This window comes from Desulfocicer niacini, from assembly GCF_054657595.1.
In genome coordinates this window covers 76516-89048 of the sequence record NZ_BAAHYK010000009.1, presented here as the reverse complement: position 1 = coordinate 89048, position 12533 = coordinate 76516, and the positions used below count along the sequence as shown (strand labels likewise).

Here is a 12533-nt window from a genome sequence, read left to right as displayed (position 1 = left end):
GAAGGGTTCCAGCTTTGGTAAGAGGTAACGTCCGATATCGCTGATTTTTATGCCGGGAATAGCGATATAGCCCCTAAAAACGGCTACGAATGGAATACTTTTTATTAAATTTCAGGGTATTAGCGTGGCCCGACCCCATATACAGAATGGTCCAGAATTCCGTGGTAATGCAATAGAGGGCAAACCCTGAAAATTCCAGAATACTGCCCAGCACCAGGGAGCCTTTCCGGCCCCAAACATCTCCTATATATCCAGAGGGGATTTCCAGCACACAATGGAAAATGAATACACGGCCTTGAGCAGGAAAAGGTCCTGGGTTGCCAATCCGTTTTCCCGGTAAAAAAAAGAGAGAATGGGCATGGTCAGCATCAGCCATTTGGACAGCTTGATGATGTACAAGCGGATGATATTATTGGTTTCAGCCTGGAACATGAGCCGATCCTGTCCGTTTAAAAGGCCGCAACATAGCATATGCATTCAGAATCCGCCATGATTTAGAATGGTGATGGATTGCTCCATGTCATATAGGAAGGCCAAAAGGGCCAGGGGTCACCTATTGAGCGGCATGGATCGAAATTCTCTGCTGATATGCTTTGCCAAATAAGCCTGGGCAGAATCTTCTCTATGGTTTGACTGATGCAGACTGATCGTGGCTGAAGGCAGGCATGGAAGCCGGTCCTCCCGTAACACCCGGAAACCGGCAGGTGAAATGCTTGCTCCCACCGGTGCAACTGCAAATCCTGCCTTAACCGCTGCTATTATTCCGGAAACACTTGGACTTGAATACGCGATACGATAGGGAATGCCTTGTTCTGACAACGCCTGCAATGTCCATTTTCGGAACAGACACCCGTGATGAAATAAGGCAAGCGGTAAAGGAGATTCCCTTTCTGGTTCGGCATCGGCGGGGGCAATCCAGACCACAGGTTCATGTCGTAAGAACCTGCCGCCATGTTCTCCATGCTCGCTGTTGCAAAGACATAGGTCAATTTCGTTTTTTTTAAACAATTTTAAAAGGTTGTCAGAAATGTCACAATAGAGGTCCACCCGTACCAGCGGGTATTTTTTTCTAAACCTTTTTAATATTGAGGGTAAATGCTGAGACGCGTAATCTTCGGCAGCACCCAGGCGAATCAATCCATTCATTTCCGGTTGAGTCAGTGATCCTATGGCTTCGTCATGTAATCGTAATAACTGCCTTGCATATTTGAGCAATTTTTCGCCATCGGGTGTCAGTTCTACCCCCCTGGTTATTCTCTGGAATAATTTTTTCCCCAGATTTTCTTCTATCCGGTTTATTTGCATACTCACGGCCGATTGCGTCAGATTCAGTTCCTGTGCTGCGTGGGTGAAGTTCCGCGTCCGTGATGTGGCAACAAAAGTACGGAGAATGTCAGGGGTCAGTTGCATGATTTTTATCCATCATAAATATTTATGGATAGCATGAAAAATATTCGTTTGTCAAATGGATCTGAAGGGGGATAAATAACAGATTATATAAAACCGAGTTAAAGGAACAAGCAGTTTTAATCACCTTGAGCAGGGTAACACCATAAGGAGGATATTTTGTTGGAAAAACAAATCGAACTCAAGGAACAAATTCATCAGCATTGGGGAAGATATAAGGCGTTAATGCCTCAAATCGCAAGGGCCTATGAGGATCTGCCCGATCAAGTTTATAAGGATGGGGCCATAGACGGCAAGACGAAAAGGTTGATGGCAATGACGGCTGCGACCATTCACGGGTGCCGGGCCTGTATTCTTTATCAGGCCGAAGCCGCGCTTAATCTTGGGGCATCATTGGAGGAAATGCTTGAATGTATTGGTGTCGCCGTAAGCCTGGGAGGCACCATGGCTGAAGGTGAAGCCACGAGGCTGATAAATTTTCTGGAGGAAAAGGGAATTATTTAGTTGAATGATGGCTGCTCTTTAAACCTTTTTTAGAGCAGCCTTTTACTCGTCAACACGGCGGCGGTTGTCAAGGACGCTCCGGATGGTTTCAGACAATGCTTTCCAGAGTACGGGTTTCAGCATTTCATACGGGAAGATTTCTTCCAGAGCTTCCAAAAAGAACCCAGGTGCCATATGAAAATCACCGTCTTTTGAAAAACAGCCGTCAGAAACGATGGTATGCAGATGGGGGGTAAAATTTAAAAAATCACCGTAAGTCTGTACAGCAATGCTGGCTCCGGGAACAGCGCTGTCATCAGGTACGGTCGATTTCAAATATGCCTTGATAACCTTCCAGGCACAGATGGACAATTTTGCCAACAGTTTCCTATCAAAGAGGAAATAAATCCGTAGCCGTTTGGGGATGCTGAATACCCATTGGCGGTCCCCCTGCGTCAGGATATTACTCCGGCAATTAAATATCCGAAATTTTTTGTCACATAAGTGCTTTATTTTTAAAAACATATTGGCACTACGAAGTTGAGATACTTCGTTGCCGGATTAATAGTTGTCACCTACCGCGTTATTTTATCGACAATTTGATATATAGACAAAACTTTGTTGATAAGGCGCTGATAAGCGCCTATTTGTATCCTGTTGCGCCAAATATTGTGCCACAACATTTGGCGCAATCCCGTTACCCCCTGTCTGGATAAGTTTCCGGTGATTTTTTAAAAATCATCAAAGTAGTCGTCATCCAGTGCAATGGCTTTTTGAGGAGTCTCCCCCTTGGTCAGCCGGGTATTCTGATAGTTTTCAATCCGTGCTCTTCTCTCCTCAATCAGCGCATTATCAGCTCTTTCTGAAGATATTCCGTTGGCATCAAGCATCGTGCCTTCAATATGCCGGATTGCCTGGTTGAGCTGCTCTATTCCTATGGCCTGTTCCTGTGAAGCATTGGTAATTTCGCAGAACATCGTGGCGATATTCTCGATTTTTCCGGACATGTTGACGAATTCGCCATTATTGGTTTCAACCAGGTCATGACCGGATTTTATTTTTTTTACCGTTCCCTCAATGAGCTCAGCAGTGCTCCTGGCGGCTTCCGCAGCGCGCAGGGCCAGATTTCTCACTTCATCAGCAACCACGGCAAAGCCGGCACCTGCTTCTCCGGCACGGGCCGCTTCTACTGCAGCGTTTAAGGCCAGTAAATTGGTTTGAAATGCAATTTCATCAATGGTTTTTATTATTTTAGAGGTTTCTTCACTGGACTTTGAAATATCTTCCATTGAATCGGTAAGAGCTTTCATATTTCCCTGGGCACTATTAACGCTTTCGCTGGTTTCATTCATCAGGCTATCGGCATCTTTCGCCATGGATGCGGTATTTTTGGTAAGGGCCGAAAGTTCTTCCAGGGAGGCAGATGATTCCTCAAGGGACGCCGCCACATTGCTTATCATGCCATGGAGCCGGTGTTCTGCATCTATGTTGGTCACAATTTCAACATGCCCGATCGGGTTGCCCTTGTCATCTTTAATATAAGATGTGTCCACCTGCATATAGGTACTGGGTTGATCCGGATATTCCTGGGTATAATTGGTCCGTGGCTGTCCATCACGAAGGCTGGCAATACCACAATTCTCCGTGCCGCAGATATCCGCCTTCCAGTTCGAGCAATGCTTGCCAAGGCAACTTTTTTTATCAAGGTTTTGAGCGCTCAGCAGGCTTTCCGTCACTTTATTGATAAAAACCCAATTCATATCCATATCCGTCACCGTGATGGGCAGCTGCACGGCGTCCAGGGTTCCCTCAAGATAATTCATTCGTTTGTGATGCTTTGCCGCGGTTTTATATGAAATTATTCCTAGAAGGAGAGTTAATAACAATGCTGAAAAGGAATTAAGATTCCAGTTGTTCCAGCTCATAAGGGATATGGCGACAGCGATAATAAAAAAGTTGATTCCGATTTTCTTTTGTAAAGACATATTGTTTTCCTTTTTTTTAGGGCATGGAAATCTTGAACTGTACCGGGTCAATACAGGATTCCGGCTTGATTTCAAGGCGTGGTAATAAAGTACCCAGATGATTAATCCAGTGCCGGGAAAATGGGAATGCGCACCCATTACATGAGCGGGCCCGGTTTTACCACTGTTCAACCTGGGAGTCCCCTTTTGAATTTTTGATTCAGGAGGGGGTGATCTGACGGATACAGGCATGGTCAGATCGTTCGATCAATACTTTCTCGATAACACATATTCAGTCATCTGAAAATAAAAAATGATGCATAATGGGGGCAGACCGGACCAACTTCATCCGGATGCACCAGCGAGTAAATTCCATGATGCGCCTTACCATTTTTGAGGGTAATGGGTATATTGGGAGGTAAAAACTGCCATAAGAGGTCCTTTTATGTGTCCATAATTAAGTTTAAATTTATTATCGATTGTTTTGATTTGTTGGTCAACAACTGATATCAAAAAATGTCTGCATTGCACTTTATTATTGGCTTTTTTACAATTTAGGAGGGTCGGATTTTATTCCTTTGGAAGGCGATAAACTCAAGTCAACAATCGCCACATGGAGAATGCAAACATATTTTAATCGGTGGTTAATCCAAGATCAAACTTTATTCATTATAAAGTTGAATACCGTGCCCGTTGATATACATAAGCCCAAGATTGTATTGAGGTAAAGCCTCTCCCTGTTATTCATTTTCATACTAACATGTTATGACTTTTCGTGTAGGCACTAACGATTCTCTATCTTGCAAATCTGTTCAGTACAATTCTCTATTATGTCTGCCAATTGTGTATGGGACATATCAGAATAGACTTCATAGGAAATGAAGTTTTCATCCCCTAGCAATACCATTAACTGATTTTCAAACATGAATGCGGCTTCCATCAATTCCTCGTGGTCATAATCTTCAAGGCCTTTTTCACTGTCACCGGAAGTATTAAGTGATACAACCTGTGCTGCCGTCATTTCGTGCAGTTTACCGGGGGGGGGCAGTGCATCCTCTATACAAAAAGGAGAGAATCCTTGCTGCAAGAGATTTTTTAAAGACAAAAATATGGGTTTGGGGAATTCATTCCAGTAAAACCAATCCCATTTTTCACACTTGTCTGGTTCCTTTACTTGGGGGTTTCCATCTTCATGGTCACAGACAACAAACAAGGTCACATAGTGTTTGTTGCTTTGGTGGAAAAGGTCATTGGTAATTGTTGCAAACCGAAGATTTTTAATGGACATGCCCGTTTCTTCAAAAACTTCCCTTTTGGCGCAATCTTCAATGGATTCATTGAACTCCAGATGCCCACCGGGAAAAGCCCATGAGCCAGAACCGTGAGCCCCTTTGCGTTTTCCCAACAATACCTTTCCATTTTTAATGACAATGACTGCCACACCAACTGCCGGTCTTTTTTCCATTTATATTCCCATGCTCATTTCATTAGTTTTGCGTATAGCTTGTCCTTTTCATAATCGTATCCATGAACTCTTGGGATTACAAGCTTTTTGAAAATTTAAAAAATAGCGTGACATCTGAAAGTGATGAGTCCATTCCGGGCTACCAACTCTCCAGTCAAATAAAAACCCTGAGGAAATATTGAAAAACAGTTTTAATCTTCAGTCAGTCAAATGACTGACTGACATTTTTCACCGTTTGAATCCCCAGGAGGCCTATGGACACCTTTATTGAAGGAAAACCCAGCAAAAGAATTTTTCAGCGAATTTATTTTTCCATTATGCTTTGGTTTGTGGGTCGGGCCATCCAGACCCTTCGCAATCTGCTTTATAAGTTGTATGGCTTGAGCCGTGGGATCATGATGCAGGTCTGGATACCGCTGGCGTTGATAAAATTACGTTTGCCCAGATTGTAAAGGCCTCCGGATTGGGTAAGGGTACCCTGTATTATTATGCCAGTAAAAATGATCTGATTTTTGATATTGCAGATTTTCACATGGAGCGAATTTCCACGGAATTGTTTGCCATGATTGAAAATGAGACATCTCTTTCCAGGGAAAGTCTGCTCACAGCATTTTTTGAAATTCTGCTCACTTCTGAAGCCAGAAGTCGGCTTCATCAGTATTTGATACGGGAAGCCGTATCCGGCAATACCTCATTAAAGGAAAGATTTCAAAAAACATATGACCAATGGTTTTCCATGGTTGACCAGGCCCATTCCCACATGCCGGGGCCGCACATTGATGTATCGGAAAAACTCAGATTCATTGTGGCAGTGGTGGATGGATTCATTCTCCAGGTTTTGCTGGAAACAGAGAAAATTTCGGTGGAGACGATTGTCAGACTTATGTTCAAGGTGATATAACATGGAAAACAGGGGGAGGCTTCACTGTAGTAAACCCATAATTTTTAAACCCCTTCATTTTATCACCACCAGGAGAGAACAATGGTCTTGGCCAAACAAATAATCATTATTCTTTGTTCCATCATCGCCTTTACCAGCTGTTCACCACCGAAAATTGAAAACAGTGCCAATGATAAAGACATATCGGGCACCCTTCTCAATGGATATCGAATTCTTGACGTGTCCAGGGAAACCTCACCCTTTCATTTAACGGTGTATCGTGGGGACTATATAAAATTTAAACTGAACCCTTCCGAGCAGGAGGTCCTTGTCTCCATCCCGGCCCTGGACATCAGTGCCACCGTGAATCCCAATGCTGAAAAATTCCCGTTTTTCAAAATGAAAACCGTGGGGATTTTTCCCCTGACCCTGGGAACACTCAAGGGAAAGATCCAAATAATAGATTACACCCAGTCCCATTATACCGAGTTATCAACGGAGTTTTGCGATCAAGTCCCAAAATGGCCATGATACCGGGTGGAATAGATGGCGAAGTGGATGAAGGGATAAGGGATTTAAGAATGAATAAAAGGAGAATGACATGAAACTTTGCATCACAGCAACAGGTAAAAACCTTGACGCAAATACCGATGCCAGATTTGGCAGGGCTCCTTGGTTTTTGATTATCGATACAGACACAGGTGCCATACTTGAGGCGATTGAAAATACGGCTTCCGGCCAACCCCAGGGAGCCGGAATCGCTGCTGCCAAGCTCGTGTCAGATAAAAGTGTGGATGCTATTCTCACCGGCAGTGTCGGTCCCAATGCCACCAGTGTATTTCAAACAGCCGGTGTTGATCTTATTGAAGGGGTATCATCTCAAGACACAGTACAGGAAGCCCTGGCCAAATTCAAACTAGGTGCTTATGGCCAGGCCCAGGGCGGAGCATCAACAACGCCTTTCCCTCAATCGGGTGTAAAAAGAGGGCGGGGCATCGCTGGTGGTGGTCGTGGTATGGGTGGTGGTGGAAGAGGGCGGGGTATCGCTGGCGGTGGCCGTGGCATGGGCGGTGGTGGAAGAGGACGGGGCATAGCCGGAGGTGGTCGTGGCATGGGTGGTGGCGGAGGCCAGGGTATGGGTGGTGGCAGTGGTCAAAAATGAGGGCTGAAGGCGTATTAAATTTTAGAAACGATATATGGCCTGGAAGACAATATCATCACCGGTGAGCATCGTGCCAGGCCATCATCATCCATGGGCAACACTGTCATTTCCTTCAGGTGTTAACACTTGATTTCAAGTCAAGGTTTATTCGGTTTTGAGGTATTCAGTGCGGTTTCATAAAGATCCTTGGCGTCTTTATATTTTTTGTATGCCTCCTGGGCCTGGGGTGTATCTCCCTTGCCTGCTGCCATGAGGCTGGTAAGGGCATTGTAGGCGGCAATGTATTGCTGATACGCTTTTGAGATGGCAGGGTCAGGTGGAGGATTGTCTGTATCAAATTTGTCGTCAGATACGTCCCCCTCAGAGGTGTTATCGGAACTGTTTCCTTGTGGCACTCCTGCATTGAGAGTGATTCTGGACCAGTCAATACAACACCTGCACCCGTCTGATATCCTGAAACCTGAAATCATGGCATTCACTAATACCTGTGCATCCATGGGGGCAACTTCGCTGCCGTTCCTTGAGGAATTTGCCTGGATGCTTTTAACCGTTTCCCATGTATCGTCATCCCGGGTAATCTCCAGTTTTACGGTACTTTGGCAGTTAAATCTTTTTCCGGTGTCAAATTCAGCAAGAACAGTGGTTACATGGCGTGGCTCAAATCGATAGGTGTGAGCCCCCTGGAAGCAGCAGCATCCCTTTTCCTGGTTCTCTTTGTTTTCACAGGACAGCGACATTGTTTCAATATCTGTCACCGATTGGGTGTCAGACTTATCGGTATGGGTGTCCGCTGCGTTATCTCCAGTCTCTTTTTCATTAATGGTTTCTTGTGAACCAGTGATTTTTTGGGTTTTGGCCAGACATTGTCTCAATTGCTCTTCCCGTTCCAACAAAGAGGCCCGGGCCTGATCCAAAGAGACAGATTGGCACCATTTCTGGTGGGTCAACTCTTCCGAGTGCCAGTGTCCTCCAGAGAAACCACAGTTGTTTTGGATATTTTTTTCATTTAATTCAATGGATATGCCTGCATATCCTTCACAAAATTCCCGGGGATCGTTGGGGTCATAGACCAGTACATGACGGGATGACTGATAGGCGTTCCCCCTGCTGTCGGTTACCGTTAAAAGGACGTTGTAATTGCCGGCCCACTGGAAGGTGACGTCCCCCGGGTTCTGTTGCGAGGAGGTGGCGGGGATGGTACCATATTCGCCGAATGTCCACTGGTATGAAAGGGGACCGGCCGCATTGCTGCAGGTGCTGGCAAAGTTAACCGTCTTTCCGGCATCGATAAATGAAATGGTGGGCGGGCTTGCAATTTCACAGGTAAAATCACCTGTTTCAGATGTGGCCTGACATTGGTTGAGTGCTTTTTCTCTGGTTTGTATATTGTCTGCCATCTGGCGCTGATCTGAAGTCCGGCACCATTTTAAATGTCTTTCGCGGTCCGAATGCCACAGTTCTCCGGTATACCCGCATTGCCTGTTGAGGTTCTCTTGGTTCTGCTGGATGGATTTGTCAGCATACTGATCGCAATCCAGGGTGCCGTCCTTTCCCAGAACCGCTATGACAACCGTGTCTGAGCAGGTACTGCCTTTTGTGTCGGTCACAGTAAGGGTGGCGGTATAGGTGCCGGGGGCGCTCCACCTCACTGCATACACCATCCCCTGCCAGCTGTCCCATTTGTCGGGTGTGCCCCCCTCAAAGGTCCAGGAATAGTTCAATTTATCTTTGTCTGGATCAGTTGCCTTTGCGCTGAACCCAATGGTGGTGCCGACCTGAATTGTTTTTCCCGAAACCGGTCGCTGGATGTTACACACCGGTGCCTGGTTGGAGAAATTTTTATATCCTGAACAGGTGATATATTTGAAGCCGGCACAAAAATCACCATCACAAAGGCGACCATCGCCCATAATATATGTGGGGCGGGCCTTTTCAAGTTCCCAGGAGATTGCCTGGGTAAATCCTTTGCCGCTGCAGAAGCTGTCCGCCGCCGGTTTTTCGCAGTTGGTGCCGAAATTGAGGCAATTATCCAATCGATACCCATTGAAACAGGGGGCATAAAAGGTTTTTGTTCCATTGGCAGATAGGGGCTTACATTGGCTGAGCAACGTTTTCCTGGTACTGGTTTCAATGTCCCGGATTTTTTGGGTTTCTTGAAGACACCACTGGTAATGGGCATCAAATGAGGATTGCCATCGCTGACCACAGAATCCACACTCCTTTTGCAGGTTGTCCTGGTTCTGCTTTACGGCGGTTTCCGCATATATTCTGCACGCGTCCTCCCGGTGGGCAAGGCAGTTTTTCAGGGCAACATCCCTTTTGCGGGTTTCAGCATCGGCCTGTTTTCTGGAAACAGTGGCACTCCAGTTGTAATGGCGGCTGTAATCGGACTGCCATGCACTTCCACTGAAGCCACAGTTGTTTCGGAGGTTTTCCTCATTTTGTTCCACCGCACGTTTTGCATAGACATCGCGCCATTCCTTTCCGCAGCGTTCAAGGGCATCAGCACGAAACGTTGTAAGTTCGTTCGCCGTTTGTGCCGAAACGGTCATGCACCACTGTTGGTGTCTTTTTTTGTTCCCGTGCCATTCAGGGCCTTTTAAATCGCAATTTCTACTGATATTTTCCCGGTATTGCGCCACGGCTTTGTCTGCAAAAAGAGTGCACCTATTCAGTTTGTCCGGATCCTTTACAGGATCTGAGCACACCGGTCGTTCCAGTCCGGAATGGGTAAGCATTTTGGAATATTTGAATTTCCACAGCTTGGCACTGCACACGGTTCCATCTTTATTTCCCCAAGTGATGGTGGCAACATTTGCCCGGCATGACAGGGTGATGGTTTCAGGATCTGGTTCGCCGGGGCTGGGTATATCACCGGAATAATGGAGTGTTCCCTTCCATTGGTTAAAACTGAAATGAAACACTTTGAAACTGAGTTTGCCGCTTCCCTTTTTGGAATAGACGAGAAACCCAGTATTATATCCATCTGACTGTTCGCCGGTACAAAGGGCAAATCCGTCAACAGGACCGATGGTGGCAACCTTTGTACACTTTGAAGACCATCTGCCCGTGCCGCCCACCCAGTATTCACTGCAGATAGTCAGGTTTTCCAGTTTTCCCAAGGCTTTAAACCGATTTCTTTCGGTGCCAAGTACCCCGATATTTTTTTCTCCCACGGTGATACTGCGGGTGTGTTCAACTTCGTCAAAGTTGCTGCCAGCCCTGATTCCCAGGGTGATGTCATGGACCCCTTTTTTCTGGAATTGATATCTCATCCGGGGGCCGCTCTGGAAATAGGAACCATTGATGTACCATCGATATTCTGGATGATTGAAAAGATTTTTGCACGTCTGGGTAAAGGTGATAATTTCTCCTACCCGAAGGAAATCTCCTTTGGCAGGTATGGGAGAAATCGTAAAATCAACAGTCACATCCCTTGGGTATTCAATGGCAATGTCAAGGCTGAATTCACTGTTCTCCCTGGGGTCTGTGGAGGACATCATTACTTTTATGTGACGTGTACCGGCGGTTTTGAAGGTGTGCTTCAAGGATTGTCCTTTGCCTGATTTGATTCCGTTGATGTACCAGTTAAATGTGTAGGTGTTATTGGGATTGATATTGGAGACAACCGCTGCCAGGGTATAGGTGGTGTTTACAAGAAACGGCGGTGGCGGGTCCCCTTCCAGTACGATGGCCAGAAGCTGTGCCTGTGGGGTCTGGGGGGGATTCATGGTAACAAAAACGGTGCTGCCGGAATTCACCAGGGAAAATTCCTTGGGTGACTGGATGGTGACGGTATCGGGCAGATATAAAATATTCATTTTAGGAGCCATGGACACCATCATGCTCAATCCAGCCTTTTTCATCGCTTTCTGGGCGGTGGGGTAGTCCATTCCGATCACATCCGGAACCCGGACCTGTTTGCCGGTCATTGGTTGAAAATTGACGGTAACCGTTATGCTGCAGCGCAGATTATTTTTTTTATTCACTGCTGTCATCCGAGTGGTTCCTGACTGTTTCCCGGTCACCGCTCCTTTATCATCCACACTTGCAATTTCCGGGTTATCTGTTTCATAATGGAAGTCACCAGGTTCGGCAGGTACGTTAAGACCGGAACGGTGGAGATAAGACATGGTTACCTGCTCCCTGGGATTGGATCTGTCCAGGGTGATAACGCCGGGATTAATAACACATTGGGCAACGGTTGTGGTTATGCCAAGAATACGGTCAACCTCTTCTGTGACACGCTCAAGTTCATTTTTAATACGATTTTCTGCAATGGCAAGGGAGTTATTCCTGTCTTCTCTCAGGCTGTATTGGATTTCATAGGACAGGTTCCAGCATTTTTTTGCCTGAATCTCTGCGGCATGGACAATGCGGAAGTAGTCTCCTGTATTTTTGGGCTCGGTATACAAAAAGGAATGAAGCTTTTTATGTTCGGTATCAAGCTCTTTACTGATTTGCCCCAGACGTCTGGTGGCGGTTGTTGCCCCAAGGCCGCCCTCGGGCACGAATTTGACTGGCCCTGCTTTATCACTGTACCAGTTGACAATTCGATCGGCAATAAAGTTCCAGCGGTCCAGGGGCAACAACACATAATCAAAAACCAGCTTGCCTGCGTGAAGGATAATCAGTTTATCTCTTTTGGATTGAAGTTTTCTGAACAGGTCCCCATACTTTACATGCACATCGGTGACATCTTTAATAATTGCATTAACGCTGTTCAGGCGTATTTGTCGTTTTTCCACGTGGCGGAGGCCAAGCTCATGCAGGGTATTTTTTAAAGAGATGCGCGGCTGGTACAATTCGACATATTGAAGGGCATACCTTTCAAGGGTGATCAGCTCATTGGAAAAATTCGAGACAATGGGGTCAAGTCCGTCAATTTTCCGAGCCATTTCCCGGTAAATTTTATCGATGTTGTTTTTCATTGTTTCTTCATATTCCCGCTGGGAAGCTGCTGCCTGATGGGGCAATACAATGGGAAAGAACAGGCTCAACAGGAGAATCATGGTAACAGGGAAATGATATAATGTCTTTGTAACGTTCATATGTGCTCCTCATTGAAAAAAACATTCTGGCTGACAGATGATTTTTCCTGTTGACACACTGTTGTGTGGCTATATTTTTTATCGTTAAAGGGTCTTACCTTATTGCAGTACCGCCAGACAG

At 45.9% G+C, this 12533-nt stretch carries 10 protein-coding genes and 1 pseudogene; 5 read left to right on the top strand and 6 right to left on the bottom strand.

Annotated features, from left to right (window positions below; translation table 11 throughout):
• Positions 1–243: 243 nt before the first annotated feature.
• Positions 244–477 (bottom strand): hypothetical protein, encoded by a 234-nt coding sequence (locus ACYQ2M_RS06585; protein WP_459915530.1) that lies wholly within the window; start codon positions 475–477, stop codon positions 244–246.
• 72 nt (positions 478–549) lie between these two features.
• Positions 550–1410 (bottom strand): LysR substrate-binding domain-containing protein, encoded by an 861-nt coding sequence (locus ACYQ2M_RS06580; protein ID WP_459915529.1) that lies wholly within the window; start codon positions 1408–1410, stop codon positions 550–552.
• A 159-nt stretch (positions 1411–1569) separates the two neighbouring features.
• Between ACYQ2M_RS06580 and ACYQ2M_RS06575 the strand changes: the two genes are divergently transcribed.
• Positions 1570–1911, top strand: coding sequence for a carboxymuconolactone decarboxylase family protein (locus tag ACYQ2M_RS06575; RefSeq protein ID WP_459915528.1), 342 nt, complete (start codon positions 1570–1572; stop codon positions 1909–1911).
• A gap of 42 nt (positions 1912–1953) precedes the next feature.
• Here ACYQ2M_RS06575 and ACYQ2M_RS06570 read toward each other — a convergent pair whose 3' ends face one another.
• The 3 genes and pseudogenes from ACYQ2M_RS06570 to ACYQ2M_RS06560 all read right to left on the bottom strand — a co-directional run bounded on the left by ACYQ2M_RS06570 (position 1954) and on the right by ACYQ2M_RS06560 (position 5319).
• A complete protein-coding gene (locus tag ACYQ2M_RS06570) occupies positions 1954–2271 on the bottom strand; it encodes a transposase (protein WP_459915527.1) in 318 nt (105 codons plus the stop codon).
• 350 nt (positions 2272–2621) lie between these two features.
• A pseudogene (locus tag ACYQ2M_RS06565) lies at positions 2622–3344 on the bottom strand (methyl-accepting chemotaxis protein); the annotation flags it as partial.
• Positions 3345–4638: 1294 nt separating this feature from the next.
• Positions 4639–5319, bottom strand: coding sequence for a nucleotide triphosphate diphosphatase NUDT15 (locus ACYQ2M_RS06560; RefSeq protein ID WP_459915526.1), 681 nt, complete (start codon positions 5317–5319; stop codon positions 4639–4641).
• Between the two features lie 254 nt (positions 5320–5573).
• Here ACYQ2M_RS06560 and ACYQ2M_RS06555 point away from each other — a divergent pair, with 254 nt between their 5' ends.
• The 4 genes from ACYQ2M_RS06555 to ACYQ2M_RS06540 all read left to right on the top strand — a co-directional run bounded on the left by ACYQ2M_RS06555 (position 5574) and on the right by ACYQ2M_RS06540 (position 7361).
• Positions 5574–5771 carry a hypothetical protein gene (locus ACYQ2M_RS06555; protein WP_459915525.1) on the top strand — a complete coding sequence of 66 codons (198 nt, stop codon included), beginning with the start codon at positions 5574–5576 and terminating at the stop codon, positions 5769–5771.
• Between the two features lie 11 nt (positions 5772–5782).
• Positions 5783–6220 (top strand): TetR/AcrR family transcriptional regulator, encoded by a 438-nt coding sequence (locus tag ACYQ2M_RS06550; RefSeq protein WP_459915524.1) that lies wholly within the window; start codon positions 5783–5785, stop codon positions 6218–6220.
• A gap of 87 nt (positions 6221–6307) precedes the next feature.
• Complete coding sequence (locus tag ACYQ2M_RS06545; RefSeq protein WP_459915523.1) at positions 6308–6730, top strand: hypothetical protein; 423 nt, start codon at positions 6308–6310, stop codon at positions 6728–6730.
• Between the two features lie 70 nt (positions 6731–6800).
• Complete coding sequence (locus ACYQ2M_RS06540; protein WP_459915522.1) at positions 6801–7361, top strand: NifB/NifX family molybdenum-iron cluster-binding protein; 561 nt, start codon at positions 6801–6803, stop codon at positions 7359–7361.
• A 137-nt stretch (positions 7362–7498) separates the two neighbouring features.
• Here ACYQ2M_RS06540 and ACYQ2M_RS06535 read toward each other — a convergent pair whose 3' ends face one another.
• Entirely contained in the window at positions 7499–12412 is a 4914-nt protein-coding gene (locus ACYQ2M_RS06535; protein ID WP_459915521.1) for a PKD domain-containing protein, read from the bottom strand.
• Positions 12413–12533: the final 121 nt, after the last annotated feature.

Bases quoted from the DNA above. Each gene is read 5' to 3' on its own strand.
- ACYQ2M_RS06540 (WP_459915522.1), top strand. From the start codon at position 6,801: ATGAAACTTTGCATCACAGCAACAGGTAAAAACCTTGACGCAAATACC.
- ACYQ2M_RS06560 (WP_459915526.1), bottom strand. From the start codon at position 5,319: ATGGAAAAAAGACCGGCAGTTGGTGTGGCAGTCATTGTCATTAAAAAT.
- ACYQ2M_RS06535 (WP_459915521.1), bottom strand. From the start codon at position 12,412: ATGAACGTTACAAAGACATTATATCATTTCCCTGTTACCATGATTCTC.
- ACYQ2M_RS06555 (WP_459915525.1), top strand. From the start codon at position 5,574: ATGGACACCTTTATTGAAGGAAAACCCAGCAAAAGAATTTTTCAGCGA.
- ACYQ2M_RS06580 (WP_459915529.1), bottom strand. From the start codon at position 1,410: ATGCAACTGACCCCTGACATTCTCCGTACTTTTGTTGCCACATCACGG.
- ACYQ2M_RS06585 (WP_459915530.1), bottom strand. From the start codon at position 477: ATGCATATGCTATGTTGCGGCCTTTTAAACGGACAGGATCGGCTCATG.